Raw genomic sequence first — 26,074 nt, 5'->3', positions numbered from 1 at the left:
ACTAGTATCCATCAAAAGTATACGGTTATTTCATAAGTGAATCAACTTCGTAACGGGGAGGCTTTATGATCCTGTTATCTCGACGCAAGGTGGCGATCGATGATTTCTAATGCTTCATTAGGTCCGCCACAGGCTTGAAAGCTCTCTTTGATCTTTCGGATGCCTAGCTGATAGTTCACGTTATGAACGACCTGATTCACTGCATGCTGTAGCGATTCGATTGTTACGTTCGGTGGGAAAATAGGATATCCGGCCTGTAGTTCTGCGAGGCGTGCAGCGACCAAAGGCTGGTCCTTATCATGAGGGAGCACGACCATCGGAACTTCAAAGTAAATCGCTTCATTAGTGCTGTTCATTCCTCCGTGGGTAAGGAACACGTTCGTATGCTGCAACACATCTAGCTGAGGTACATATTTTCGAATAATGAAGTGATCGGGAGCTTCTTTTAGTTTAGTGAAATCAGCACTTGATCCTGCTGAAATAACAACTTTCCCTGGAAAATCTGTAAAGGCGTCGATGCACATATTAAAGAAGCTCTCAACATGATCGAGCACTGTGCCCATGGAAATAAAAAGAACCTGCTCGTTTTCAAGCTGGTCAATTGGGAAGTCAGTCGCGTCTTTTCGTTCCGGGAAGCTAGGACCAATAAAATGATACCCTTCACCAAATTCACTTAAATGAGGTTGGAAATACTCGCTTGAATAAACCATCGTTTGCTCACCTTGATTTTGCATGAACTGCAACATGGTCTTAGGAGCGACGCCAAATTCTTGCTTCATCGTAGCTAATAAAGCTCTCCCTTTTTCATCAAGATCAAATGACACCGAAGCATCTGGATGAAGAGGGAGGTTTTTCTTGTATTCTTCGGGTATTAAAAAGGATGCAGAAGAAGAGAAGCCTGGCACTTGTAAATAGTCTTTTACTATTTCTCCCGGTCCAAAAGCATCGTAATAAACAAAATCGATCGAAATTTCTTGCGCTAACTCTTTTGTAAGCGCAAGGATATCCAAAGATGTGTCCATAAGGAAATGGGAAAAGTTATTGATACCTTCTGAACTAGCATGATTGATGTCTAAACCATCTAATCGATCCTTATGAAGAATCACATTGGCTCCGACGCCTTCTAGGCGATCTTTGAATTTTTCAGTTGAAATATAATAGACGCTGTCTCCCCGATCGGCAAAAGCTTGCGCGATGCCTAAGCTCGGGTTCACATGTCCTTCTGCTGGAATGTTAAGCATTAGAATGTTTGCCATAAGTCGTCACCTCTTAAGTCTTTTTATCGTTACATAATAAAGGATAATTGTTTTCCTGTAAGGATGAAACCAAATTCCTTTGGTTGCTCTCTTCCATATTCGAACGAATTTAAAACGTCATTCCACCCATATCCTCCCAAAGTAATAGCATCAAAAATAACCTTAGGTAATCCTACCTAAGGTTTCGTTAAGGGAACCCATTACAAAGGTCTGTCTCGATTATCTTCGCCTGCGACGTTTGCGTGATAAAGGGGGTGGCGGCCCGATAACGACAGGACTTTTCCCTTCAATTGGATCTAGCGCTTTTTCCATTGTTTTCGGATCTATGCGATACGCTTCTTCATAAACCTTCAAAGGGGTTTTCGTCAGCATGCTAGAGCCATCTTGCGTTTGGAATCGGTCGTTGTTAAAGAATAGTAACAGCAAGGTCTCGTCCGAATCTGCCTTAATCCAGTGCCAGTAGCCCATTGGAATAAAGACCGTTTCGCCAGCTTTTCGTAGCTGATACGTTAATAATTGATCATTGTTCGGGTTGAGGATGCCGACGGTTGCGGATCCAGAAGCGAGGTATACCAACTCCCATGAGTTTGTATGCCAGTGCGGCTCGCGTACAGATCCTTTCGACATTCTTAATTCGGCAAGTGAGCCGCCGATCATCGCTGGCATTTGCGCTGAGGTTAAGAGATAGATAAGGTTTTCTGGATCTTTTTTAAACGCAACATTATCTTTTATATCATAAAAAAGGTTCGGATTTCCTTTTCGACCTACTAAGTTTCGGTTATCCGTAATATAGCCTGATACTGGAGTTGTCATATATTCTCCTCATTTCTGTTTCAATTCTCTACTATTCTATGAAAAAGGATAAGCCCGGTGTAGGTGCCAGTCCACTGGCGATGAAATAGGGCGGAGAAGCGCCTATAAATGCACTCGACCAGGCACAACACGGCCCCTATTCGCAATAGATTAAAGCGAAGGGGGCAGATCGTTGTGAGCGATCACTATCTAGGTATTATCCTTCCCAAATCAACGTATGAGGCGATGCCTGAATTACAGGGTGGCACGCGCAGCATGTTTATGATTTGGGAGAAGTCAGCAAGAGAACTTGGCATGATCCCTTGTTATTTTCGATTCTTTGATCAAAAGCCAGGCGTCGCGACGGTGAAAGCCTATGTGTATGAACAGGAAACGTTTGTCGTGAAAGAAGTTCCAGCGCCGAAAGTCATTTATACACGCGTGCTCGATTACTTGCCAGCTTACCGTTCGCATATCAAATCTTTAATGAAGGAGGGCCGCGTCGTTTACAATGTGCCGAATTATGATGTGGAGAAGCATAAAGTTCACGAAGTCCTGATCAAGCATGACAATCTTCGAGACCACTTGCCTGAGACGGAGCTTTTTACGATCAACAACTTAAATAAAATGGCTGCACGCTACAAGCAATTCATTCTCAAGAAAAGCTATGGCGAATTCGGCATTGGCGCGATGAAAGTCGAGCGGGTTAAGAAAGGATGGCTCCTCTCTTATAAAACAAAGGAAGGCGAGCTCAAACAAGTTGATTTCAAAAAGACGCTGCCTGCGGTACTCGTTAACCGCCTCCGTACGCACACGTACATGATTCAAGAGATGATTCCGCTAGCTGATTTTAACGGTCATCCATTTGATTTGCGCGTTGCTGTTCAAAAGAATCGAAATGGAGACTGGCAGGTGTCGGGCGTCATGTGCAAGGTGGCGAATGGGGGAGACTTTCTAACGAATGGAGCACAAGGGGGAACGACGTACACGTTTGAAGCTGTGGCGCCTCATTCCCATCCAGGAATTTCGTACGAAACGCTCCTACAAAGCATTGAACAGCTAGGAATTCAAACCGCCCACGTACTCGATCACCATTTTCCGAAGCTAGCCGATCTTGGATTCGATATTGGCATCACAAAAGCGGGTAAGCCTTATTTTATTGAGTGTAACTTTATCTCAGACTATGTGAGCGGATTGTTTGAGGATGGAGAGCTCCTTCACGATAAGTGGGAAGCGGTCTTCAGAACGCCGATTGAGTATGGGAGATATTTGATGGATCGGATTTGAGTCGCGCAGTAATCATAACGGGTCCTGTTATCTATCACGAATAATGAATATGTACTAGAACAGAGGGAGGAATTGTACATCGATTCTTCCCTCTTTGTTTGTAGAAGTGGAGTTTAACGAAAACGGAATGTTGAAATTAATAGGAGTGAGACGGTGTAATAAGTAAAAAAAGAACTGAAATCATATGCCTAGTTTGCTCGTTATGAATAGTTCGATTAAGAGGACATACGATATCTCTAAGACAACTTCTTTGCGAAGGTGGGATTTAAAATGAAAAAAACAATGATAGTTCTGCTTTTACTAGGGAGTGTTTTTTCCGTTTTCTATTTCTTTGCTATAGAGAATAATAATGATATGCCGGTGGGTGCCAGGAGCACTCCATCAACGGATCTTGAACTAATGGATGTCACAAAGAAAATAAAGGAAACTAATTTTACTAGTAAGGTTGTAAATGAGTTAGAGAATCAAGGTTACCAAGCAGAGGGAAAAATACATTACTCAATATACGACGCAAAGAAAAAAGATCTTATAATTGTCATTTCAAATAGTGAATATAAAGGGGAAAAGACGGAACAAGAAATAAACGCAATCATTGATAAGCTTTCAAAATCAAGTGAGCTAGGTTCATTTCATGTCATCTTTCAAAAAGAAGAAAAAGCTGTAGATTAACCTTTCAAGCATAGCCGATTCAGCCCCATTTTATGAAAGAGACGAGGAGCTTATCTGTCATAAGATAGGCTCCTTTTATAATGAAAGAAGGAAGTAGGTTATTGATGCCAATTTAAACTAATTGGTATCAATAACTTGAACAAGGTAATTAAAGAGGAGTAACATGTTATTTGCTGATAATGATTAAATGGGAAATACAATGGTACAATCACTAGGAGTTACGAATAGATTCATAGATCCAGAAACTTTATAAACCGTTAGAGACGAAAATATTGTCGTTAAGAGTGAAGTGAGAGATCAGGTGTAAAAGAATACGCCGTTTAAATTCAAAAATAGAAGATTTATAACGAAAGAAGGAGAGTCAAAATGCTAACGAACCCAAAAGCTATTTTCTTAGATATGGATGGTACGATCTTGAATCACTATAACAAGGTGAGTGAATATACGAAGCAAGTGATTGATGAGTTACGAGAGAAAGGCATATACGTTTTTATCGCAACAGGCAGAGCTGCGGATGAAATTAATGAGCTTGTCCCTGAAGGATTTCAAGTAGATGGCATCATTTCTTCAAATGGGATGGCAGGGTATGTTGAAGGTAAGGCCATATTTGAACATTCACTTCAGCTGGACTTAGTTGAAAAGATTATTGAAAAAGCGCGTGAGCAGAAAGTTTATTATGAGCTCTTTCCATACGGAGGAGATCGCATTGCTTTAGAACAAGATCGTCACTATATGGAAGCAGAAATTAAAGATCCGCAGCCAGAAGGTGTCGGACTGAATGAATGGCTTTCACGTCAAGAAGCGATCAAAGAAGCGATCAATTGGAAAGCTCAAATTGAAGGAAATAAGTTTTCCAAATTCTATTTCTTCGCTCGAACGAAAGAACATATCAATCAATGGAAAGATGAGCTAGAAAATATCAAGCAGGACATCGATTTTACAACGTCGATCTCTTCAGAGCATAATGTCGAAGTAATGGTAGCCAATGTGAACAAAGCTACTGGCATTAAAGAAATGCTCCAGCATTTTGATTTGTCAGGTGTAGAGACGCTTGCCATAGGCGATAGTAACAACGACTTACCGATGTTCCAGTTTGCAGATTATGCTGTAGCTATGAAAAATGCATCCGACCAAATTAAAGAAGTCGTCGACGATGTGACGGAATTTACGTGTGATGATGACGGTGTTTATCATTATTTGAAGTCGATTGTCGTGCGAGATTCTATTAAAAATACATGATCATTTGTAAAACAAGCCACATCTCCATCTAAAAAAATGGAGATGTGGCTTATTATTATGAGGAATTGTTAGTTTCTTTTCGATTTCACTACAAGTGATTGTAGCGTATCGCTAAACGATCTTCGCATCGATGTTTTTAAAAGAATCGACGTTTGAGGGGAGGCGAACTGATCTAAGAGCGTGAGCAGCTGCGATTGCGTTGTCACGTTATGAATGGCTGATGGATTCATGCCTAACTTAGCGGCTTCGCTACAAATCGGATAGGCGTTTTTCCCGACGGCGATTAGCACATCCACGTCTTTCTTCGCAACAAGCGCACCGACTTTGCGATGCTCCTGCTCGGCGTAGTGACCGAGCTCTTCCATTTCACCGAGGACGGCAACTGTTTTTCTTCCCTGAGCGGTTTCAATGAGAACTTCCAATGCCGCTTCGATAGAAGTTGGATTTGTATTCCACGTGTCATCAATAAGCAGGCTGCCCTTTCTTCCTTCATGAAATTGCAGATGACTTTTGACGTGGTGAAAGGACTTCAAGCGACGGATGGCGTCTGGAATCTTCACGCCAACGAGGGAGGAAGCGGCGATCGCTGCGAGCGCATTGAAGACGTTATGCGTGCCGTATCCTGGTACAAAACAAGAAAATTCACCTTCACGACAAACAAGGATAAAATCCATGCCGTTCTTCTGAAGATTGAACCGAATGCTGCGTGCTCGGAAATGAGCTGACGAATCCTGTCCATAGTAAAGAACCTTACCGGTAATTAGATCAAGGTTTCGGATCGTTTCGTCGTCTCCGTTTAATAGAATCGTTCCATTCTTTCCAACGGCTTTTAACATCTTCGCTTTTTCCGCGATATACGCATCCTGACTTAGAAATCCCTCGATGTGATCCGTACCAATGGCTGTGATAATACCGATCTGTGGCCGGAAATAATGGGCGGAATAAAGAAGCTGATTAGACCCAGAAACGCCCATCTCAAACACAGCACTGTCTGTTGCATCATCAATTTCTAGTAAATAATCGAGGTTTCTCGCCAGTCCATTATGACTTAACTTCGTACTAACAACGCGATCTCTTTCCTTCAAAATCCACGTGATCATTTCCTTCGTCGTTGTTTTACCGCAGGTGCCTGTCACTCCAATGACAGGCAGCTGAAATAAGCCTCTGTAAAACGAAATAAAGCGATAATACGCTTTTCTAACGTCTTCTACATAAATGACCGTTACGTCTTCTTTCACATTCTTAAGAGCTTTCGGGTTAGAGGTGACAACCATGATATTTTTCGCTTTATCTGGTAAAGGCATGGACGACTTTCGTTTAAGCATAAAAACTAACGACTGATCTGTAATAAGGTGCTCTCCATATTTCGCGGCGTTTTTCACTGTTTTTGCGGTGCTTCCAGATAGAACCGTTCCTTCTAGAACAGGAAGGAGCCGTGGCAGTGGAAGATGCTTCATATTAACCACACTTTCGCTTTAGACTTACTCCTATCTTATTCCAGACAAGGGGGAGGTGTACGGGCATATCTCTCCTGTCATTCTACCAATCTTTTAGAAGCACATTCCTATTTACTTCCAAATGCATATACTACCTTCGTAGTCAGTCGGAAGAGAATGATATGTTTTAGACAATGGAGCGGAGGGAGTAGGATGTTAGGCGTCAAACCGTACCTTCAGAAAAATGATCGGTTGATTGTATCGAAGAAATCTCACATTAGTCGCGAGGTACAATCGGAAAAGACTTATCGTATTCAATTTGGCATCAAATACTGGAACGTCACTGTATATCATTCAGATTATGCGAAAGAAGATGAACTCCATCTCTCAACGAACGTAATCGAAGAGCTCGACCTCCCATTATCGTGTCATTATGATGTTATCGTGCAAGGAGACACGATCATTATCGGTCCATTTATTGGGATTCTTTGCGAATTAACAAACAGAAAGCTAGTCGAACTAGTATCCACATACAAAAGCTTCGTCAAAGGCTACCGCGCGATCGGCGGCGCTGTGGTGGTTTTCTCTATCGAAGGGATTCAGAAAGAAAAGCGAATGATCAACGGCTTCCTTTATCACCCAGTGAAAAAAGCCTGGGAAGTTATAAAGCTCCCTTATCCTGCCGTCGTGATGTCTATTGCCGAGCCAAGCTTAACGTCCTCCTGGGAGAAGTTTCACGAGTGCATGACCGATTTTGAACTTCGTTTAGGAGGAAGAGTGTTTAACTATCCTCATTTCTCTAAATGGGAGATGTATCAAATGCTGCAACCTGAATTTGGTGAATATTTGCCAGAAACTGTGCTGTACGAGGGTGTGCAGAGCGTCCACGACATGCTGCGTAGACATGACAGCGTCTATATCAAGCCATTAAACGGCCGATTAGGGAAAAGTATATTGAATGTGAAGAAGGAGAAACATCACATTATCGTGAAATACGATGAGAACCGAAGAAGACGCGAAGAACGTTTCGAGAGTAAAGAGGAGAGCGATGTCTTTTTCCGGAAGCATCTTGAGACAAATAGCTTTCTTATTCAGCAAACGATCCCACTCAAAACATATGAACAAAGGGTTATCGACTTTCGCGTGATGACTTCAAAGAATCATAAAGGAATGTGGGAAACGATCGGGATTTATTCCCGCTATGGTGCCAAAGGGCAAATCGTTAGCAACATCACAGCCGGTGGTCATACCGAAATAGCGAGGGCAACGTTAAAAACCGTCTGGAAGCTACAGGACAAAGAAATTCAAAGGGTAGAAGAAGAAATGAAACGCGTCGTGTTAAACTCGATTCAGAAAATCGAAGAACAGGGCTACCATCTCGCCAACATCGGCGTTGATATCGGATTAGACGAAAACTGTCAGATCTCAATCATTGAAATCAATCATCAAAATCCCGATCCGTATATTGCGATGATGGCGAAGGATCGACTGGCGTTCTATACGAGTCGGTATCAGAATATGAGATATGCACGGTATTTGGGTGGGTTTTAGGTGGGGGATTTATTTATGTAAAGAAACCTTCAGCTGATGAAGGTTTTTAATTGTTGATGAGTAGAAATAAGCTAGCTATCCTTTTAAATCTTCATACGAAGAGCCAATCATAACCAGATTGAAAAGTAGATTAGCAGATACGAAAAGGATAGCTACATTACTCTAATGACTTTCTTAAAACGCTTCATTGATTGTATCTTTCAGCAAATTCAACAATCGGATCGACGCGAAAACAAAGCGGCTTCATCTCTTTAAACGAACACATCACTTGATCGGATGATTCATCAAAGAAGACGATCGCATAATCATCATCACTTTCCGATAAAACACGCTCCCCATAAGGTAGCGAATCATCATGTTGAAGTGTAACATCCTCTATATCAAACGTTGATTGAATCCATTCTTGTACTCGCTCACGAGCTTCCATGATATAACCTCCTCTAATTAGCACTACTCCTAGTGTTACCCGGATTAAATGAGGATTAAGCTATTTTTATGTTATTTTAAGAAACAGAGAACGTTTTAGATGCGTGAGAATAGCCCGAAAACATGGGGTGTGGAAACGGTTGAAATCGGGCGAAATGAGGCCTTTGATCCTGGAGGATGAGCATCTGGCGAGATCGGTATTTATGAATGTTAGAATGATTCTAGTTAGCTAATAAAAATGGAATTTGGCCAATATATTAGTATTTCGGCCAATAAAACAGCCGTTTACTGGAGGAGAGACGTGATGAAATTTCATTTTGTGCCAATCTCATTCGAAACTGCACAGGAAATTGAAGATTGGGACTATGAGGGGAAGTTTGCGGACCTTTATATGACCCCTTACTTCATATCTGGTGAGAAAAATGGTGTTTTCACAGGCCCTGGTGGCTGCGATGGCTTTGTCGCGATGCATGAAGGGACTGTTTCAGGTTTATTTGAGTTTACGATCGTCGATGGAGGATTAGAAATCGGACTTGCTTTAGCTCCTGATTTAGTGGGAAAGGGATTAGGTCCCGATTTCGTCAAGCAGGGCATTGCTTTCGGTTTAAAGCAATATGAAGGCGTGAACGATTTTATCCAGTTAGAAGTGGCTGCCGCAAACAAACCGGCCATGCGCGTGTATGAGAAGGTAGGATTTGTGAAGACAAACCAGTCCGCAGATCAGATTGAAATGAAGCTGGAAGTAAAGCGGGATCTTTAATACTGGTATCAAAAAACTACGATCTATAAGTACATAATCGCCTCACGCTGCTTCGCCCCATTCAAGCATTATCGAATGGGGCGATTCGTTGTGTTACGGAAAATGGGGAGAGGGATTGTCTCCTTGATTTGAGCGATAGAACGGAGGAGATGCGGTATGCCGATTCGTAACTAGCGTAGTTAGCTAGGCTAAGGTGGTCGGCCGTTGCTTGTATGGACCAATTCCGTAGTTCCGTTAAATGTTTTAACCTCATATAAAACGCGAGCTATAGAAACTTTTTACATAGATTAGCTTAAACAAATAAAAGCTTCTATAAAAAGGTACGCCTATTAAGTACAAAAGCCTTGAACTATTTCATGAAGTAATTATAATGGGGAATGTTGATACGCGTTACACGAACTATTTCAAGTGATGGAAATGTTATTTATGAATAAATACTAGGGGAAGCATCCTCTCGCTAGAAGCAGAGAAAGGGTGAATTTCAAGCTTATCTGTAGAGAAATTGGTGCAGTTTGTGAAACCACCTTTTGCCGGAATTTTAACACGACAGTTCGATAGATTAGAAGACGATGCAGAAGAAGGAGAATCATCATGCCGACAACTATGACCAACACAAGAACCGAATCCGATTTTTTAGGAGAAAAGGAAGTTCCGATTGATGCTTATTATGGCATTCAAACGCTACGCGCCGTGGAGAACTTTCCGATCACGGGCTATCGCATCCATGAAGAATTGATCAAAGGGTTCGCCATGGTAAAGAAAGCGGCGGCGCTCGCCAACATGGAAGTGAAGCATCTGTATGCTGGAATCGGAAACGCAATCGTTGAAGCAGCGGATGAATTGATGGAAGGAAAGATGCATGATCACATCATCGTTGACCCGATCCAGGGAGGCGCTGGTACTTCCATTAACATGAATGTAAACGAGGTCATCGCGAACCGCGCGATTGAATTGTTAGGCGAAGAAAAAGGGAACTATATTGCTTGTAGCCCGAACACCCATGTGAATATGTCACAGTCAACAAACGACTCGTTTCCAACAGCTATTCATCTATCCGTCTTAAATATGATGGAGCAGTTGCTAAGCACAATGGAAGACATGCATGCCGCTTTCGAACAAAAAGCAGAAGAGTTTAACCACATTATTAAAATGGGACGAACTCATCTTCAGGATGCCGTGCCGATTCGACTTGGTCAGGAGTTTCAAGCTTACAGTCGCGTGATTGCGCGCGATATGAAAAGGATCAAACAATCTCGTCAGCATTTATATGAGTTGAACATGGGCGCAACGGCAGTAGGAACGGGACTGAATGCCGATCCGCGCTATATTGAATTCGTCGTCAAAGAACTAGCGGAAATTAGTGGTCTACCACTCGTAGGAGCGGAAGATATGGTCGACGCCACGCAAAATACCGACGCCTACACCGAAGTTTCTGGCGTGTTAAAAGTGTGTATGATGAACATGTCAAAAATCGCAAATGACCTAAGGCTAATGGCGTCCGGACCACGAGCGGGATTAGGCGAAATCAGCTTGCCAGCAAGGCAGCCCGGATCTTCGATTATGCCTGGTAAAGTGAATCCCGTCTTACCCGAAGTTATTAACCAGGTCGCTTTCCAGGTAATCGGAAACGACAACACGATCTGCCTCGCTTCAGAAGCAGGTCAGCTCGAATTAAACGTCATGGAACCCGTGCTCGTCTTCAATTTGCTTCAATCACTCAGCATCATGAAGAACACGTTCCGCACGTTCACAGACAACTGCCTAAAAGGCATCGAAGCAAACGAAGACCGACTAAATGAGTACGTCGAAAAAAGCGTCGGCGTCCTAACCGCAGTAAACCCGCACATCGGCTATGAAGTAGCCGCAAGAATCGCCAGAGAAGCAATCCTAAGCGGCGCCTCAATCCGAGAGCTTTGCTTGAAGTACGATGTGCTCACAGAAGAAGAACTAAACTTAATCTTAGATCCGTACGAGATGACCCACCCAGGAATCGCTGGTGTGTCGTTGTTTGATCGAGAATAGGGAAAAGCCGTACTTAGCGCTCGCGCGAGGTGCGGCTTTTTTGTAGTGGTGATGGAGGGCGGGGGGATGAGAACTTGTGGGTGGGAGGGTAGTTAGGTTGGGGGGCGGTGGTTAGAATGATTCTAGTTGGCTAATAAAATGGGGTTTTGGCCAATATAGCTGGTATTGGACAATAAACTGTCCAGCCCACAGTCATGAACCAACATTTTTCTTTAAATAGCTCTCAAACAGCAAATCAATTAAGAGCATTAACGTCGATCGTGCGGTGATGTCATAACCTCCGAACTTCACTTTTCCAACCGTCATGCTGAGGTTAGTTATTACCATTCGCCCGAGCGTGGAATCAGATGAATTTGTGATCGCTGCTGTATCAACGACCATAAAGGAAAGCTTTTCAGCAGCGTGAATGAGCGTTTTTGTTTCGCCGCTTGTTGAGATAAAAAAGACAAGGTCATCGGGTTTGACCATATTCGGTAGCAAGTCGATCATATGTGATTCATATGTATAATGCGTTTGTTTGTTCGTTTGCATAAGTAATTTACTGAAGTATTCGGCCATCATTTTTGATAAACCTACACCAACAACTATAACCCTGGAAGCTCTTGCAACTTTCTCGCTTAGTCGATCGAGTTCATCTAGTTGAATGGTTTCGAAGGCCTGGATAAAACTCTCTTTATAGTTTTCTACCGGATGATCGTTTAGCATCCTTTCTTTCTCATCACTACTCTTCAAACGGTACTTCAGTTCTGAAAATCCCTCTAACCCTAGCTTGTGAGACATGCGGACGATCGTCGTTGTACTCACATTATTCACTTTTGCTATTTTAGTGAGGGAGAGGTTTTTCGCTTCGGTTAAATGCTGGTCAATGTAATAAAGTACCTGCTTCTCAGTAGGTGTTAGTTGTGCGAGGTGATTCCCAAATTGATCAATGATCTGTCCCATAATAAACTCCTCTTTTACGTGTATGCTAGGTCAAGTATAGCATGAGCTTTCATGAGTCTGTACAATTGTACAGACTATGTACATAAACAACCAATCATTCTATGGTACAACATAACTATAACAACTTGTAAGTGTTTTCAACACAAGAAAGTTAGGAGTGAATGGGATATGGAACTAAAGAATATGACAGATTCAAATTTAATTATGTTCGATGTGGAAGCAGATCACAAAGAGCAAGTCATTAAACAACTCACATCAACATTATTTAAAGAAGGCTATTTAGAATCAGAGCAGCCATTTTTGGAAGCGGTTTTACAAAGAGAGGATGTATCACCAACAGGAATGGAGAGAGGCCTTGCGATTCCACACGGCAAATCAACTGTTGTTAAAAAAGCCGTCTTTGCCGTGGCGAGGTTAACAACCCCTCTCGACGATTGGGCAAGCATTGATCCTACGAACAAAGTGCAACTGATCTTCTTGATTGCGATTCCAGAGAGCGAAGCGGGAACCACGCATCTAAAAGTATTGTCTACGCTAAGTACGAATTTAATGCGTGAGGGATACCTTGAACGTCTGATGGCTTCGGAATCAAAGAAGGAATTTCTAGACGGTCTCGATCTGGAAGAAAAGGAAGAAACAAAAGGTGATCAGGCATATACAAAAACCGTTGTGGCGGTCACTGCTTGTGCCACAGGAATTGCTCATACGTACATGGCAGCAGAAGCACTTGAAAAGGCCGGGCGTGAACTTGGTGTGAACGTCCTAGTTGAAAAGCAAGGCGCAAACGGGATCGAGGATGCCCTAACAGCGTCTGTTATTGAAAAAGCAGACGCCGTGATTTTAGCAACGGATATAGCTCCTAAACAAAAAGAACGATTTGCTGGGAAACCGTATGTGCAAACACGTGTAGCTGAACCGCTTAGACGCGGAAAAGAAATGATTCAAAAAGCGTTAACGAATCCAGACGGCGTTGTTGAGAAAAACGAATCAGACGACGCAGCAGTCCCTTCTTCTCAGAGTGGCGGTGGATTTCTAAAAGACACTGTTCAAGCGGTTATGACAGGGATCTCTTACATGATTCCAGTCATTGTTGCAGCAGGGTTAATGATGGGGATTGCGAAGCTTGGAGCCATGCCATTTGGTCTTGTGAATGAGTTAGGCGATCCGAAATACGCGACTCATTCAAATGAACTCTTCGTCATCCTGCACCATCTCGATCTATTTGGCGGATTAATCTTTAAATTCATGTATCCGATCTTTGCTGCTTTTGTTGCGTATTCATTAGCTGACCGTGTTGGATTAGTATCCGGGTTTATTGGAGGAGCCTTTGCTGGTGGACTTCATTACACTTTTTGGGGTATTGCAGACGGCATACCTTCTGGCTTCTTAGGTGCATTAATTCTCGGTCTAGCTGCAGGGTATATTTCACGATTCTTAAATCAGAAGATTCAACTTAGTAAAAACTTCCAGGCGATGAAACCGATGTTTCTGATCCCTGCAATCAGTGTATTATCCATCTTCTTTTTAAACTTCTACATTGTTGACCCTGTGTTTGGTGGGTTGAACGTCGTCTTGCGTACTTGGATCGAATCAGCTCAAGGCACGGGCGATGTTGTTCTGGCATCGATTATTGCTGCAGCGACAGCGTTTGACCTTGGTGGCCCAATTAATAAAGCAGCCGGTGCGATCGCGATTGGTCTCGCAGCGGATGAAGTTTATCCATTAACGGCACGTGTACTAGCGATTGTTATCCCACCAATCGGACTTGGTTTAGCAACGGTTATTGATAAATATGTTGTGGGACGTCGCGTTTTTGAAGCAGATCTTCGTGTCGCTGGGAACACCGCTTTATTACTAGGTTTTATTGCCATTAGTGAAGGGGCAATTCCATTTATGCTTCGGAATCCGCTTATCACGATACCGATCAACATTATCGGCGCGATTCTTGGCGCTAGTACAGCCGTTTTATTAGGCGCAGTGCAATGGCTGCCGCTACCCGCTTTCTGGGGATGGCCGCTCGTTGAAAATCTGTGGGCTTACTTGCTAGGACTTATCGTTGGTGCAGCCTTTATCGCATTCGTGAACATATTTGTTCGCTTTACGATTTTGAAGAAAAAAGAAAGTCACGCTTAAAATAAATACAGGGGCACATCTTGCAAAGGGGTGACCCCTCTTTCTATTAACGAGGCATCCTTGGAGGGAAACCGAATGAAGCAGAAAAAAGTATACGTCGTCCCACACTCACATTGGGACCGTGAATGGTATTTCACAATAGAAGATTCGAACTTGTTGCTAGTTGAAAATATGGACCGTCTCATGGACGTCATGGAAAAGGATCCCAACTATACAGGCTATGTGTTCGATGCGCAATCGTCTATTCTTGATGAATATTTAAAAATCCGTCCTGAAGAGAAAGAGCGTCTTGCGAGCTTAATCCAGAACAAGCGGATATTTGTTGGTCCCTGGTATACTCAGGCAGATTCGCTTTTAGTTAATAAAGAGTCGCTCATCCGGAACTTACTATATGGTACGCGCATTGCCGAAAAGATGGGGCACAGCATGAACATTGGTTATCTCCCAGATATCTTCGGGCAAAACACGTACTTACCATCAATTTTTAACGAGTTCGGCATCGATTACAGCATTCTGCAGCGCGGTATTTATACCGATCAGCTAAAAGGTGATCTGAATTTCACATGGAAATCTCCTGATGGAAAAAGTGTGAAAGCCAATAACACTTACTTTGGGTATGGACCAGGAAAATTCTTGTCAGATGAACAGGATTATATGGAAGAACGACTGCTTCCCATTTTAGATAAAATTTCTGCTATGAACAAAAGCACGGATAACTTGTTACTCCCAGCGGGAGGCGATCAGGTTCTTATTCGGGAACAATTCCCTGAAACCGTAAAGGCGTTGAACGAAAAGGATGAGAAACATGAGTACATCCTTTCAGATTATGAAACGTTCATGAACGAAACGTTCCATGAAGCGGATCGCTTCACGAATGAGATTGAAGGCGAGCTCATCGCAACGCAAAAATCACGTATTCACAACACGATCCGTTCACAGCGGTATGACATTAAGAAGCTAAATGATATCGCAGAAAAGAAGTTGATTCATGAGCTAGAGCCGCTTGGAAGTATTGCCAGCACACTCGGATTACGTTATCCAAACGTGTGGCTTGATGAAATGTGGAAGATGCTCTTCGATGTGCATGCCCACGATAGCATCGGCGGCTGTAATTCGGATGATACGAATCAGGAAATCGTCAATCGATTGACGAAAGTGATTCGCATGGCGAATGGGTGCTTGAATTTATTGAAAAAGCAAATCACGGAAGCGATTAGCGGTAACCTGAATAACGATAGCATTTTGGTTCTGTTCCAGCTACTTCCTACTCCATTCGAAGGGTCACAAACGGCGATCTTGTTTACAAGAGAAAAGGCGTTTTCCGTCAAAGATTTGGAAGGGAATACCGTTGAGATGGACAACCTGAATCAGGACTATATGAGCGGTGGAAAGACGATCGTCGTAACAGCTGAAGGCGAAAAGCAAGTAGAAGCGCCGGGGTATTACCGAAATGAAGTACTGCTACAGAACCTTGAGTTGCCTGCAATGGGGTATCAAACGTATGAAGTTGTTGAAGACGTTGAAGCGAGTAGTGAAAAGCCAGGTCAGGTGGACAAAACGAAGATCGAAAATGATCATCTGGCTATTTTCGTAGAGGATGAGTCCTTGAAGCTCGCAATGAAATCAAGCGGACAAATCATTCCTGACTTCTTGACGTTCGAGAACGTAGCGGATGCAGGGGACTCGTACGATTTCTCTCCATTAAAAGGGGACGAGCCGATCTACAGTCGTGTTCAATCCGTCAATGTGAGTGCTAAAAAGGGTGTGCAAATGATGAACGTCGAGCACGAGCTTCATGTACCTGCAAACCTGAAAGAGCGCGAATCCGGCATGCGGACGAAAGAGCTCGTCATTCTTTCCACGTTCGAGTTGCGTACGGGAGAAAATTTCCTTCGGGTGACACACAATGTAAACAATGACGTAAAAGATCATCGTGTTAGAGTATTGCTCCAAACGTCGCTAGATCAACCAGAGCATTCATTCGGTGATCAGGGCTTTAGCTTCATCCAGCGCCCGACTGTTAATCCTTACATGGCGAGCTGGAAAGAGCAAAAGTTCGCGGAAGCACCAGTGCCGATTTATCCGCTTGAAAATATCGCGGGCGCAACAGATAGCAAGCTAACCGCTGCGGTTGTAACGAAGGGAATCAAAGAATATCAGCTAATTAAAGAGACAGGCGAACTTGCGTTAACATTATTTAGAAGTGTCGGGCTACTTGGTCGAGATGACCTAGAATGGCGCCCGGGGAGAGCATCAGGGATTAACAACAAAGTCGTCTACACACCTGACGCGCAGATGCAGGGTGAGATGACGTTTGATTACGCGGTTCACTTTTCGGAAAGTTATGATGAGCGCGCACTATTTAAAACAATCGATCGCTACAATGATCATGCGGTAAGCTATCAAAAACAAACGCTAAACACGTTTGAAGAAAGATTGGATCGTTTCGAAATTCCATACCCTGTTATGTCACTACCAACATCGTTCAGTTTGATGCAATCATCGAACGAGAATGTTTTCTTCAGTTCCATGAAACAAGCACATGATGATCGGACAATCATAATCAGGCTCTTTAATCCAAGAACTCAAGAACAGAAGGTCCAATTACTTGGTGAGCACGTTCAATCGATAACACAAACGACATTGGATGAGAAAAATGGCATCGAAATGAACGAAGATGTCACAGTCCCATCAAAAGGATACGTGACCTTGAAACTGACGACAAAGGTGGATGTTCAATGAGCTTTTTAAACAAGGTCGAGAATCTGTTAACGACGATTTACGGTGAAGACTACACACCATCATACAAAGAAGAGCTAATGAAAATTGTCCAAGCATGGAAACAAAAAGCTTGGAAAGAGTCGGCCCCACTTTCCGAGAAAAACGTCTACCTCATCATGTATGGCGATGCGATTCGAGAGGAAGGGCAGCCTACTTTAAAAACGTTAAACAAGTTTATTCAGGAAAATGCAAAAGAAGAAATCACAGACGTGCATCTCCTCCCGATGTTTCCTTACACGTCTGATGACGGGTTTTCTGTTGTCGATTACCGTGAAATTCATCCAGAGCTTGGGGACTGGTCGGATGTCGAAAGACTTTCGCACAATTACCGCCTCATGTTTGATTTTGTGACAAATCATATGTCGAAGTCGAGTGAATGGTTCCAGAAGTATTTAAAAGAAGATCCGGAGTATAAGCATTATTTCATTCCGAAGGACGATACGTTCGATACGTCTCAAGTTGTTCGTCCGCGAACTTTGCCCCTTTTTCATGAATACGAAGGAGGAAAAACGGCCTGGACAACGTTCAGTGAAGATCAGGTCGATGTAAACTTCAAGCATTTCCCGGCTTTACTTGAGATGTCGAATATTCTCTTAGAATACGCCTACCGTGGCGGCACAAGCATTAGGCTTGATGCGATCGGCTTTATGTGGAAGGAATCTGGCACAACGTGTATCCACTTGCCACAAACGCACGCAATCATTCAACTATGGCGAGCAATTTTAGAAGAGCTGAAGTTAAATACGCTGCTGATTACAGAAACAAATGTGCCTCACCAGGAGAACATTAGCTATTTTGGTGATGGAGAGAACGAGGCACATATGGTGTATCAATTTTCCTTACCTCCGCTCGTCTTGCATACGTTATCGACCTATAACACAAAGACGCTGACGGATTGGGCAAAAACAATCGATAAAGTCTCAGACAAAGCGACTTATTTCAACTTCCTTGCCAGTCACGATGGGATCGGCATGCGCCCAACCGAGGGTATTTTAACGGAAGCAGAACGAAATGTCCTTGCTGATAAGGTGATAGAGAATGGTGGACGGGTTTCGTACAAAAGCAACCCGGATGGCACCCAATCGCCATATGAACTCAACATCAACTACATGGACGCACTCGTCAATCCTGAAGAAACTGAGGAAGATACAAAGGTTCAAAAAATGCTTGCCGCTCACTCAATTTTGTTCTCGTTCATGGGCGTACCAGCGATTTATTATCATTCTCTACTAGGTTCAGAGAATGATCAAGAAGGTCTAGAAACTTCAGGCATCAATCGCCGAATTAATCGTGAGAAGTTCCAGTATGATGAGCTCGTTCAGCAGTTAGAATCTTCTCCAAGACGAAAGAACGTGTTTCATGGTCTGAAAAAGTTAATCCGTACGCGTCAGAAGGAGTCCGCTTTTTCTCCTTTCGCAGATCAGGAAATCTTGCCAATCAATGAACAGGTCTTTTCGTTAATTCGTAGAAATAACGAAACAAACGAATCGATTCTTTTTATCGTAAATTCATGTAACGAAGAAGTCGACCTCGACCTTCCATACGGTGGGTACGATCTCATCAGTGAAGAATTGGTGGAGGGGGATGTTACGTTAGCTCCATATCAATTTATGTGGATCAAACAATTAAAGTAGGTGAAGTCTTTGAAAATCGTCATCGCACCCGATTCATTTAAAGAAAGTTTATCAGCACTAGACGTTTGTCAGGCGGTGGAAGCGGGTTTACAGAAAGCATTTCCGCAAGCGACCTATATACACCTTCCAATCGGAGACGGCGGGGAAGGGACCGTTCAATCAGTAGTGGATGCGACAAATGGCTCAATCATTCCCATTAAGGTAAAAGGTCCGCTTGGCACTAATGTTGATGCTTTCTACGGTTTAACTGGAGAAGGAAAGACCGCGATAATCGAAATGGCCGCCGCTTCTGGACTGCATCTGGTGCCACGTGATGAACGTAACCCACTGATCACCTCAACGTACGGAACCGGTCAGCTCATAAAAAATGCGCTAGACCAAGGTGTGGAGCGTATCGTTCTCGGTCTCGGAGGATCGGCAACAAACGACGGGGGAGCAGGGATGGTGCAGGCACTAGGCGCGAAACTAGTTGATCAAAATAACGAAGAGCTCTCTCCAGGCGGACAAGCGCTCAGTGAGCTCGCATCGATTGATGTCTCTAATTTGGATCCGCGATTAAAGACCGTTCAAATCGAAGCGGCGTGCGATGTGACGAATCCTTTAACAGGATCATCAGGAGCATCAGCCATATTTGGTCCGCAAAAAGGCGCAAACCCAGCAATGGCTGACGAACTTGATCGCAGCCTTGCGCATTATGCTAAAGTCATCGAAAAGGACCTTGGAAAAGCAGTGACGCACATAAGCGGCGCCGGAGCTGCAGGAGGTCTCGGCGCGGGGATTGTGGCATTTCTAAAAGGAGAGCTCCGGAGCGGGATTAATCTTGTTCTCGATGTGATTCAGTTTGAAGACTGTATCAGTGGAGCGGACCTTCTCCTAACAGGTGAAGGCCGGATCGATTCGCAAACGGTTCACGGAAAAGCCCCGGTCGGTGTTGCAAAGCGAGGGAAAGCTTTGAACGCTGCTCTTCCGGTCATCGCGATCGCTGGCAGTTTGGGTGATGGCTATGAAACTGTTTTTGATCATGGCATTGATGCTGTCTTCAGCGTGATGAATGGTGTGATGACGTTAGAAGAGGCGTTGGAAAATGGTGCTGTGAATATGGAGAAAACGCTTGAGAATATCGGGCGTTTGGTGAAGGTTAGTCGGATGATAGAGATGTAAGAATAAGGGCCGGTGTTTGTCTTCGAAAGTGGAGACAGATGCCGGTTTTATTGTATTGAAGGAGGTTGTGGAAGGGGGAGTGGTAATTGTGGAATTAGAATGATTCTAGTTAGCCAATAAAGAGCGGTTCTCTCCTATCACGAGGGTATTCTTGCTCAGTAATCGCACGTTTCAACCAGGCACGCCTTCTTAATTTCGGGAAACCCCTCACCTAACCCGATACTTCCCACTGAAAAATCGTTTTCGATCCCAGCGGAAAATTCAGCTTCTCCACCATTAATCGTACCATCCACGTTCAATCCACCCATTTCACTTTGATAAACATTAGTGAATTCAACTGACTTGATATCCTCGTAATTGTTCATAAGGAAGCTTTCAACAGATTTTCTAGCTTTTGTTTTTGTTCCATCATCATAATCGTCACTACAGCCTGCTACAAGGAGAAGGAGTGTGCCAAGCAAAATGATTTGGTTTTTCATAGAGTCACCTCATAGCCATTCTTAGTAATCACAAACTCTTTCTTCACAACCCTTTTTCCGAGGGGGAAAATCATCGCTTCGAATGGCTAACCCGGCGACTGTAAGATCGTCTTCGAGGTTGATGGTGAAATCCTCCCCCTGATTCACCGTACCATCAATCGCCATGCCGCCCATTTCATTTTGGTAGACGTTTGTGATTGTAACGGATTGGATCTCTTTAAAGTTGCTCTCGATGTAATTTTGTGTGGAAGCCTCCGCTTTAGCGATGGTTTCTTCATCATACGTTTCTTGGGAAGATCCCCAACTACACCCACCGAGAACAATTAAAATAAGAAGCACCATAAAAAGTCGTTTTAACAAAAAATCACCTCGCGATCAGGAAAGGGAAGACGCGCTTTTTTCGTCACGTTAATAGTCACAAATGTTCTCCAGACACGCTTCTTTCTTCTCGGGAAAATTCTCACTCTGGATCGACATAACTGAAATCGTCAAATCATTATTTAACATCACTGAAAAAGCCTCTCCATTTGCTTTCCCTTCAAGCTTGAAACTTCCCATCTCTCCCTGGTAGGGATCCTTCAGCGTGATATGTTCAATGCTCTTATAATTGTTTTCAATATAGCTTGAAACGCTAGCTTTCGCTTCTTTGATCGTTTCCTCGTCATATTCCTCTCTTTGCATCAGACTACATCCCGTAAGTAAAAGAAATGTTAATGCCAAAAGAGAAAGGGGCCATTTCATAAAATCACTTCCTTAGAAAGATACAATCTATCATTTGAGACTAGATATTAACCTATTCTTCCAGCTGTCCATAGTCACACGAGTGCTCCAGGCACGCTTCTTTCCGCTCGGGAAATCCCTTGCCCTTCCCGATCCCTCCGACCGTGTAATCTTCATTTACCCCAATATTAAATGTGGCCTTTCCATTGACCGTTCCTTCTAGAACGAGGCCCCCCATTGGAGCAGAAGGGGAGTTGTTAAATTCTACGCTTTCAACGTTTTGAAAGTTAGCCTTCAGATAGCGCTCCACGCTCGCTTCCGCTTTGTCGATTTGTTCTGGATCTTGCTCCACACCACAACCGATTAGGATCGTAAACGATAGGAATAAGACAATTCTTTTCATTCACCATGCTCCTTACTAGAAATGTTAGGAAACGCTTATTCATAATCACAAACGGTATCCCGACATTCTTCTTTTACGTCAGGAAATCCTTCCGTCTCACCAACGCTTTTCACCTTGAACGTTTCCGAATCGACGCTCGCTGAAAATTCAGCGCCATTGACCGTTCCGTTTATCATTAAACCTTCCATCGGATCACTCGTATCATCGCTGAACGTCATTATTTCTACGTCTTCATAATTATGGCGCAAATAGCTTTCTACGCTCTCTCTTGCTTTTTCAATCGTTTGTTTATCAAGCGTTTCTGATGAAGATATGGCGTTACATCCTAATAAAAAGATTAAAAGGAAGATGCCAATAGTACGTTTCAAAAAAACACCTCCCTGTTAAAGAATATAATGACAACTTAGTCATCACAAACTTTCTCCTTACACGCTGGTTTCTCTACAGGGAAACCCGTTCCTTCGCTGATCGCGATCACCTTTAACGAGTTGTCCATATCCATTGAGAACACAGCCTCACCATTTACTTTTCCTCGAATCACAAGCCCACCCATAGGGCTACTATGATCGTCACTAAAAGTGACCTCATCAACGTTTTCATAATTCGCTCTTACAAAATGTTCCGCTTCCTTCTCGGCTTGTAAAATGAATTCTTCCGAATACTCATTACTACCAGTAGAGAATAGACTACACCCGCTAAGGAAAAGGGCGAGCATGATAAAAATTTGTGCTTTCCATTGCATGATGATCACCTCTCGTGAACGGCGGTTAGAAGTTGCCCCACCACTGTTAGAATCATTCTAGTTAGCTAATAAAATGAGGATTTGGCCAATATATCGCGAGTTTGGCCAATAAAGAGGATGACACTCTGTATCAGAGGGGAGACGCCTAAATTAATATGCACATATCTGCTCTTTACAAGCATCTTTCTTCTCCGGAAAATTCTTTCCTCGACTAACTCCAGCAATTTCAAACCGTTCATCCATCGCAATTGTAAATTCCGCTTCTCCATTTACCGTTCCTTCAACGGTTATGCCATCCATTGGATTGTTGGGATCATCAACAAACGTGACTTCACTTACATTTTGATAATTATTTTTCAAATAACTTTCCGCTTTCTCTTTTGCCTTTTCTAATATTTCATCATCAGTAGAGTTTACACTACAGCCTGATAAGAGGACTAATAATGAGATAAGACAGATGTAGACGCTTTTCAATGAAATCATATCCTCACATATTGAATTCGCTAAAAGGTTTGGTCACTCGCAAATCTGTTCTTTACACGCTTCTTTCATATTAGGGAAATCCTCTCTTGGAGCTAAATGCCCAATTGAAAAATCACTTCGAACCCCAGCTGTAAATTCAGCCGCCCCGTCATTAACCGTTCCCTCAATCGTTAAACCACCCATTTCACTTTCATAGGACCTGGTTATCTCAACCGATTTGATATCTTCATAGTTATGTAGTATAAAACGTTCAACCGATTTCTTAGCCTTGTCGATGGTTTCCTCATCATAGTCGTTTTCCTGTGAGAAAAACCCGCAAGCCCCTAATAGAACGGAGAGGGTAAGGAAGAAAAATAATCGTTTATAAAAAGCAATCACCTCGTTTTGATACACCTAGTTAATAGATCGATAGAGACGAAAAACGCTGAATCTAATTATACCAAATAAAGGTAGAGGATGAAGAGATCGTTGATTTGCTAGTTTCATTACGATTGAAAAGCATGTTTCGTATATGAGGGTAAGTGGTAGTTAAAATAGTAAGTTACAATATTTGGATGGTGTGAGAGTAGGAGATTTGAAGGGGGTATACATGTCTTTTGGTAAAAGGTTCCTTATTACATGGTTGATTGTAATGGTATTAATGAGTATTGAGTATGTGTTTTTGCCTGATCATGTCATTATAAAGGGTCTTGCACTAGGTTTAACAACCATGACAGTTGTGACCGTCTTGAATAAACTGTATCCCACAAAAGAAAAAACGAATTGATCTTCATAGCCTGATAAGATTCTTCCTAAGCTAAACGAATAAAAACCATACAAATCTCATGAAGAGGTTTGTATGGTTTTTAGGGGGCCTCTTTACGATCCACAAATCTGTCCTTTACAAGCTTCTTTCATCTCTGGAAACCCTTCCCCTAATCCTAAACTTCCAACAGTAAAATCATTGTCGATTCCAGCTGAGAACCTAGCTTCACCACCATTGACCGTTCCATCTACATTTAGTCCACCCATTTCGCTTTGATAAACTTTAGTGACCTCAACGGATTCAATTTCTTCATAATTATTCGTGATGAATTTCTCAACAGAAGCCTTTGCTTTTTCCTTTGTTTCGTCGTCATAATTCTCACTCTGCGTATGGAAGCTACAAGCAGCTAAGAGTAGAAGAACGACAAGAGGAAACGTTTTTAATATAGAAATAGGATCATCTCCTAACCTTTAGCTCGAATATGGAGTAAGCGCATTGAGTGTGAGAAGCAATTAATCGTCACATATTCTCTCCAAACATTCTTCCTTCTTTTCAGGAAACTGTTCACTTTGAATCGCTATCCCAGCTACCATAAGATCAGTGTCCAGGCTTACGGAAAAAGCTTCACCGTTTACTTTACCATCCACGGTCATAATCCCCATTTCTGCTTCATAGGGATCGGTGACTGTAAGGGTTTCGATGTTAGCGTAATTGTTTTCTATGTAGCTCGTCACGTTTGCTTGTGCTTCTCTTATTGTTTCGTCGCTGTAATCTTTCGTACTAGAATTCACACTACAACCAACTAATAAAATGAGCATAATTAGCGATACAATGGCGTAAATGCGGATGAATTTCATATGGGGAGCACCTCGCTTTATGCATTTTCTTGACCAGCCTAAACAGTATAGAAGGGAAGAGAGTAGCCACATACTTCAAAAAGAAAGCCTGCTTACACAGAAAAATCTGTGGCAACAGGCTGAGAGTACATTATCTTCATTACTTACTTACTTCATAGTCACAGGAGTGGTCTTTACATTCTTCTTTAGGCTCTGGAAATCCTTCACCCATGCCAATGCTTCCAACTGTAAAATCATCATTCACTCCGATATTAAATGTAGCTTTTTTATTAACGGTGCCTTCAAGAACAAGTCTACCCATCGGTGCAGAAGGAGAATCTTTAAACTCTACGCTTTCGACATTTTGATAATTATTTATAATGTAACTTTCTACGCTGGCTTTCGCCTTTTCGATTGTTTCTTCGCTGTAGTTTTCGCTGTTAGAGTTCACACTGCAGCCTCCTAATAGTATAATAATGGAAAGTATTAAGATGAGTCGAGAATACAAAAAATCACCTCATTAGATATTTAGAGGGGAAAAATTGAGATAATGAGGAAGTAAAGAATTTTAGGTACTTCATATATGTTGGTTCAATCTTTAAGCAATATAGAAAAAGGTCTATTGATAAATATAACATTTACATCGAAAATCTATCATAAGTAAGTTTGATAAAAAAACCACCCAGAACCCAAGTGGTTTGTTATATAATTTTATAGTTAATTTGTAAAATAAAACAGTAATTAATAATCACAAGTTTCTTCTCTGCACTCTTCTTTAATCTCAGGAAACCCTTCCCCTAATCCGATACTACCTATCGAAAAATCATTTTCTATTCCAGCTGAAAAGTCAGATTCTCCATTGTTAATTGTACCGTCTACATTTAGACTGCCCATTTCACTTTGATATACATTGGTGAATTCTACAGAGTTAATATTCTCATAGTTGTTAACCAAGAAACTTTCTACAGATTCTTTTGCTTTTCTCTTAGTCTCATCATCATAGTTTTCACTTTGTGAGTTCACACTGCAACCTCCTAATAGTATAATAAATATAATTGGTAAAAATAACAATTTATTGATATAAAGTCCCCCTCAGCCTCCGTATTAAAAAAGGAGAGATATGATGATTAATGACAAAACTGCAAGTAACATTTCTGTAAGAACATACGATGAAGTTAAGACTGAAATTCGAGTAAAACTAGTTGATAATAAATTTGAAATTTGGAAAAAAATCGATACTATCGAAAATAAAGAAACTGGCTTATTGGGATATGTACTAAGAAATTCTAATACTGATGAAATTGTCATCAGTTTTCGCGGTACAGAAATGCCAAAATCAGTCACTACTAAAGTCGAAACAAAGTATGTCGGTTCCCCTTCCCAAGACGCGATGTTAGCGACCGGTGAAGCAAGTATAGAAAATGGAAATCTCTTATATGAGAAAAATACGATCAGTAACGCTGAACTTGCTGAATCAAATAAAGATATCAAAGAAGACCTAGAAGGCATCGTTTTAGGCAATTCCAATTATACCAAAAGAGGTATGGGACAACAGCCTATTTAGGAACCCCTTCTCA

At 42.3% G+C, this 26,074-nt stretch carries 29 protein-coding genes; 12 read left to right on the top strand and 17 right to left on the bottom strand.

Annotated elements, in window-relative coordinates; translation table 11 throughout:
* Positions 1-74 precede the first annotated feature (74 nt).
* A complete protein-coding gene (locus Q4550_RS01550) occupies positions 75-1,256 on the bottom strand; it encodes a macrolide family glycosyltransferase (protein ID WP_194220719.1) in 1,182 nt (393 codons plus the stop codon).
* A 219-nt stretch (positions 1,257-1,475) separates the two neighbouring features.
* Entirely contained in the window at positions 1,476-2,069 is a 594-nt protein-coding gene (locus tag Q4550_RS01545; RefSeq protein WP_303529763.1) for a cupin domain-containing protein, read from the bottom strand.
* 174 nt (positions 2,070-2,243) lie between these two features.
* Here Q4550_RS01545 and Q4550_RS01540 point away from each other — a divergent pair, with 174 nt between their 5' ends.
* The 3 genes from Q4550_RS01540 to Q4550_RS01530 all read left to right on the top strand — a co-directional run bounded on the left by Q4550_RS01540 (position 2,244) and on the right by Q4550_RS01530 (position 5,243).
* The gene (locus Q4550_RS01540) at positions 2,244-3,335 is read left to right on the top strand and encodes a YheC/YheD family endospore coat-associated protein (RefSeq protein ID WP_303529761.1); all 1,092 of its coding nucleotides are present in this window, start codon (positions 2,244-2,246) and stop codon (positions 3,333-3,335) included.
* A 270-nt stretch (positions 3,336-3,605) separates the two neighbouring features.
* On the top strand, positions 3,606-4,004 hold the full coding sequence (locus Q4550_RS01535; RefSeq protein WP_194220721.1) for a hypothetical protein: 399 nt from the start codon (positions 3,606-3,608) through the stop codon (positions 4,002-4,004).
* Positions 4,005-4,370: 366 nt separating this feature from the next.
* Entirely contained in the window at positions 4,371-5,243 is an 873-nt protein-coding gene (locus tag Q4550_RS01530; RefSeq protein WP_194220722.1) for an HAD family hydrolase, read from the top strand.
* Between the two features lie 68 nt (positions 5,244-5,311).
* On the opposite strand, the gene Q4550_RS01525 is transcribed toward Q4550_RS01530, so the two are convergent.
* Complete coding sequence (locus Q4550_RS01525; RefSeq protein WP_303529757.1) at positions 5,312-6,700, bottom strand: Mur ligase family protein; 1,389 nt, start codon at positions 6,698-6,700, stop codon at positions 5,312-5,314.
* Between the two features lie 192 nt (positions 6,701-6,892).
* Between Q4550_RS01525 and Q4550_RS01520 the strand changes: the two genes are divergently transcribed.
* A complete protein-coding gene (locus Q4550_RS01520; RefSeq protein ID WP_194220724.1) occupies positions 6,893-8,230 on the top strand; it encodes a YheC/YheD family endospore coat-associated protein in 1,338 nt (445 codons plus the stop codon).
* Between the two features lie 184 nt (positions 8,231-8,414).
* Here the strand turns inward: Q4550_RS01520 and Q4550_RS01515 are convergent, their stop codons facing one another.
* A complete protein-coding gene (locus tag Q4550_RS01515) occupies positions 8,415-8,657 on the bottom strand; it encodes a hypothetical protein (protein WP_303529755.1) in 243 nt (80 codons plus the stop codon).
* 303 nt (positions 8,658-8,960) lie between these two features.
* Between Q4550_RS01515 and Q4550_RS01510 the strand changes: the two genes are divergently transcribed.
* Together Q4550_RS01510 and aspA are read left to right on the top strand one after the other, a co-directional pair.
* Positions 8,961-9,416, top strand: coding sequence for a GNAT family N-acetyltransferase (locus tag Q4550_RS01510; RefSeq protein WP_194220726.1), 456 nt, complete (start codon positions 8,961-8,963; stop codon positions 9,414-9,416).
* A gap of 591 nt (positions 9,417-10,007) precedes the next feature.
* Complete coding sequence (gene aspA / locus Q4550_RS01505) at positions 10,008-11,438, top strand: aspartate ammonia-lyase (protein ID WP_194220727.1); 1,431 nt, start codon at positions 10,008-10,010, stop codon at positions 11,436-11,438.
* A 192-nt stretch (positions 11,439-11,630) separates the two neighbouring features.
* On the opposite strand, the gene Q4550_RS01500 is transcribed toward aspA, so the two are convergent.
* Positions 11,631-12,380 (bottom strand): MurR/RpiR family transcriptional regulator, encoded by a 750-nt coding sequence (locus tag Q4550_RS01500; protein WP_194220728.1) that lies wholly within the window; start codon positions 12,378-12,380, stop codon positions 11,631-11,633.
* A 168-nt stretch (positions 12,381-12,548) separates the two neighbouring features.
* Here Q4550_RS01500 and Q4550_RS01495 point away from each other — a divergent pair, with 168 nt between their 5' ends.
* The 4 genes from Q4550_RS01495 (at position 12,549) to Q4550_RS01480 (ending at position 20,089) form a co-directional block, all read left to right on the top strand.
* Entirely contained in the window at positions 12,549-14,513 is a 1,965-nt protein-coding gene (locus Q4550_RS01495) for a fructose-specific PTS transporter subunit EIIC (RefSeq protein ID WP_194220729.1), read from the top strand.
* A gap of 75 nt (positions 14,514-14,588) precedes the next feature.
* Positions 14,589-17,255 carry a glycoside hydrolase family 38 N-terminal domain-containing protein gene (locus tag Q4550_RS01490; protein ID WP_194220730.1) on the top strand — a complete coding sequence of 889 codons (2,667 nt, stop codon included), beginning with the start codon at positions 14,589-14,591 and terminating at the stop codon, positions 17,253-17,255.
* The gene (locus tag Q4550_RS01485) at positions 17,252-18,928 is read left to right on the top strand and encodes an alpha-amylase family glycosyl hydrolase (RefSeq protein ID WP_194220731.1); all 1,677 of its coding nucleotides are present in this window, start codon (positions 17,252-17,254) and stop codon (positions 18,926-18,928) included. Before Q4550_RS01490 ends, Q4550_RS01485 begins: the two co-directional genes overlap by 4 nt.
* Positions 18,929-18,937: 9 nt before the next feature.
* Complete coding sequence (locus tag Q4550_RS01480) at positions 18,938-20,089, top strand: glycerate kinase (protein ID WP_194220732.1); 1,152 nt, start codon at positions 18,938-18,940, stop codon at positions 20,087-20,089.
* Between the two features lie 155 nt (positions 20,090-20,244).
* Here Q4550_RS01480 and Q4550_RS01475 read toward each other — a convergent pair whose 3' ends face one another.
* The 8 genes from Q4550_RS01475 to Q4550_RS01440 form a co-directional block, all read right to left on the bottom strand.
* Complete coding sequence (locus Q4550_RS01475) at positions 20,245-20,568, bottom strand: DUF1433 domain-containing protein (RefSeq protein WP_194220733.1); 324 nt, start codon at positions 20,566-20,568, stop codon at positions 20,245-20,247.
* Between the two features lie 21 nt (positions 20,569-20,589).
* Positions 20,590-20,928 carry a hypothetical protein gene (locus tag Q4550_RS01470; RefSeq protein ID WP_303529742.1) on the bottom strand — a complete coding sequence of 113 codons (339 nt, stop codon included), beginning with the start codon at positions 20,926-20,928 and terminating at the stop codon, positions 20,590-20,592.
* Between the two features lie 48 nt (positions 20,929-20,976).
* A complete protein-coding gene (locus tag Q4550_RS01465; protein WP_194220736.1) occupies positions 20,977-21,249 on the bottom strand; it encodes a hypothetical protein in 273 nt (90 codons plus the stop codon).
* Between the two features lie 112 nt (positions 21,250-21,361).
* Positions 21,362-21,691: a DUF1433 domain-containing protein gene (locus Q4550_RS01460; RefSeq protein ID WP_194220737.1), complete on the bottom strand. Its 330-nt coding sequence runs from the start codon at positions 21,689-21,691 to the stop codon at positions 21,362-21,364.
* Positions 21,692-21,726: 35 nt separating this feature from the next.
* A complete protein-coding gene (locus Q4550_RS01455; RefSeq protein ID WP_194220738.1) occupies positions 21,727-22,059 on the bottom strand; it encodes a DUF1433 domain-containing protein in 333 nt (110 codons plus the stop codon).
* Between the two features lie 35 nt (positions 22,060-22,094).
* Complete coding sequence (locus Q4550_RS01450; protein WP_194220739.1) at positions 22,095-22,433, bottom strand: DUF1433 domain-containing protein; 339 nt, start codon at positions 22,431-22,433, stop codon at positions 22,095-22,097.
* A gap of 150 nt (positions 22,434-22,583) precedes the next feature.
* Entirely contained in the window at positions 22,584-22,907 is a 324-nt protein-coding gene (locus tag Q4550_RS01445) for a DUF1433 domain-containing protein (RefSeq protein ID WP_303529741.1), read from the bottom strand.
* Positions 22,908-22,949: 42 nt separating this feature from the next.
* On the bottom strand, positions 22,950-23,294 hold the full coding sequence (locus Q4550_RS01440; protein ID WP_303529738.1) for a DUF1433 domain-containing protein: 345 nt from the start codon (positions 23,292-23,294) through the stop codon (positions 22,950-22,952).
* 211 nt (positions 23,295-23,505) lie between these two features.
* Here Q4550_RS01440 and Q4550_RS01435 point away from each other — a divergent pair, with 211 nt between their 5' ends.
* On the top strand, positions 23,506-23,682 hold the full coding sequence (locus tag Q4550_RS01435) for a hypothetical protein (RefSeq protein ID WP_303529734.1): 177 nt from the start codon (positions 23,506-23,508) through the stop codon (positions 23,680-23,682).
* Between the two features lie 92 nt (positions 23,683-23,774).
* Here Q4550_RS01435 and Q4550_RS01430 read toward each other — a convergent pair whose 3' ends face one another.
* The 4 genes from Q4550_RS01430 to Q4550_RS01415 all read right to left on the bottom strand — a co-directional run bounded on the left by Q4550_RS01430 (position 23,775) and on the right by Q4550_RS01415 (position 25,520).
* Complete coding sequence (locus Q4550_RS01430) at positions 23,775-23,927, bottom strand: hypothetical protein (protein ID WP_303529731.1); 153 nt, start codon at positions 23,925-23,927, stop codon at positions 23,775-23,777.
* A gap of 246 nt (positions 23,928-24,173) precedes the next feature.
* Positions 24,174-24,518 (bottom strand): hypothetical protein, encoded by a 345-nt coding sequence (locus tag Q4550_RS01425; RefSeq protein ID WP_303529729.1) that lies wholly within the window; start codon positions 24,516-24,518, stop codon positions 24,174-24,176.
* A gap of 139 nt (positions 24,519-24,657) precedes the next feature.
* Positions 24,658-24,948, bottom strand: coding sequence for a hypothetical protein (locus Q4550_RS01420; RefSeq protein ID WP_303529726.1), 291 nt, complete (start codon positions 24,946-24,948; stop codon positions 24,658-24,660).
* Between the two features lie 290 nt (positions 24,949-25,238).
* A complete protein-coding gene (locus Q4550_RS01415) occupies positions 25,239-25,520 on the bottom strand; it encodes a DUF1433 domain-containing protein (protein ID WP_194220746.1) in 282 nt (93 codons plus the stop codon).
* Positions 25,521-25,620: 100 nt separating this feature from the next.
* On the opposite strand from Q4550_RS01415, the gene Q4550_RS01410 reads away from it, so the two are divergent.
* Positions 25,621-26,061: a hypothetical protein gene (locus Q4550_RS01410; protein ID WP_303529720.1), complete on the top strand. Its 441-nt coding sequence runs from the start codon at positions 25,621-25,623 to the stop codon at positions 26,059-26,061.
* Positions 26,062-26,074: the final 13 nt, after the last annotated feature.

It is taken from the genome of Anaerobacillus sp. 1_MG-2023 (assembly GCF_030547345.1).
Lineage (GTDB): Bacteria > Bacillota > Bacilli > Bacillales > Guptibacillaceae > Guptibacillus > Guptibacillus hwajinpoensis_B.
This window is presented reverse-complemented; position numbering and strand designations above follow the sequence as displayed.

Excerpts from the sequence above, each read along its gene's own strand:
- Q4550_RS01550 (WP_194220719.1), bottom strand. The coding sequence starts at position 1,256 with ATGGCAAACATTCTAATGCTTAACATTCCAGCAGAAGGACATGTGAAC.
- Q4550_RS01545 (WP_303529763.1), bottom strand. The coding sequence starts at position 2,069 with ATGACAACTCCAGTATCAGGCTATATTACGGATAACCGAAACTTAGTA.
- Q4550_RS01535 (WP_194220721.1), top strand. The coding sequence starts at position 3,606 with ATGAAAAAAACAATGATAGTTCTGCTTTTACTAGGGAGTGTTTTTTCC.
- Q4550_RS01530 (WP_194220722.1), top strand. The coding sequence starts at position 4,371 with ATGCTAACGAACCCAAAAGCTATTTTCTTAGATATGGATGGTACGATC.
- Q4550_RS01525 (WP_303529757.1), bottom strand. The coding sequence starts at position 6,700 with ATGAAGCATCTTCCACTGCCACGGCTCCTTCCTGTTCTAGAAGGAACG.
- Q4550_RS01520 (WP_194220724.1), top strand. The coding sequence starts at position 6,893 with ATGTTAGGCGTCAAACCGTACCTTCAGAAAAATGATCGGTTGATTGTA.
- Q4550_RS01515 (WP_303529755.1), bottom strand. The coding sequence starts at position 8,657 with ATGGAAGCTCGTGAGCGAGTACAAGAATGGATTCAATCAACGTTTGAT.
- Q4550_RS01510 (WP_194220726.1), top strand. The coding sequence starts at position 8,961 with ATGAAATTTCATTTTGTGCCAATCTCATTCGAAACTGCACAGGAAATT.
- aspA (WP_194220727.1), top strand. The coding sequence starts at position 10,008 with ATGCCGACAACTATGACCAACACAAGAACCGAATCCGATTTTTTAGGA.
- Q4550_RS01500 (WP_194220728.1), bottom strand. The coding sequence starts at position 12,380 with ATGGGACAGATCATTGATCAATTTGGGAATCACCTCGCACAACTAACA.
- Q4550_RS01495 (WP_194220729.1), top strand. The coding sequence starts at position 12,549 with ATGGAACTAAAGAATATGACAGATTCAAATTTAATTATGTTCGATGTG.
- Q4550_RS01490 (WP_194220730.1), top strand. The coding sequence starts at position 14,589 with ATGAAGCAGAAAAAAGTATACGTCGTCCCACACTCACATTGGGACCGT.
- Q4550_RS01485 (WP_194220731.1), top strand. The coding sequence starts at position 17,252 with ATGAGCTTTTTAAACAAGGTCGAGAATCTGTTAACGACGATTTACGGT.
- Q4550_RS01475 (WP_194220733.1), bottom strand. The coding sequence starts at position 20,568 with ATGAAAAACCAAATCATTTTGCTTGGCACACTCCTTCTCCTTGTAGCA.
- Q4550_RS01465 (WP_194220736.1), bottom strand. The coding sequence starts at position 21,249 with ATGCAAAGAGAGGAATATGACGAGGAAACGATCAAAGAAGCGAAAGCT.
- Q4550_RS01460 (WP_194220737.1), bottom strand. The coding sequence starts at position 21,691 with ATGAAAAGAATTGTCTTATTCCTATCGTTTACGATCCTAATCGGTTGT.
- Q4550_RS01450 (WP_194220739.1), bottom strand. The coding sequence starts at position 22,433 with ATGCAATGGAAAGCACAAATTTTTATCATGCTCGCCCTTTTCCTTAGC.
- Q4550_RS01435 (WP_303529734.1), top strand. The coding sequence starts at position 23,506 with ATGTCTTTTGGTAAAAGGTTCCTTATTACATGGTTGATTGTAATGGTA.
- Q4550_RS01430 (WP_303529731.1), bottom strand. The coding sequence starts at position 23,927 with ATGGGTGGACTAAATGTAGATGGAACGGTCAATGGTGGTGAAGCTAGG.
- Q4550_RS01425 (WP_303529729.1), bottom strand. The coding sequence starts at position 24,518 with ATGAAATTCATCCGCATTTACGCCATTGTATCGCTAATTATGCTCATT.
- Q4550_RS01410 (WP_303529720.1), top strand. The coding sequence starts at position 25,621 with ATGATTAATGACAAAACTGCAAGTAACATTTCTGTAAGAACATACGAT.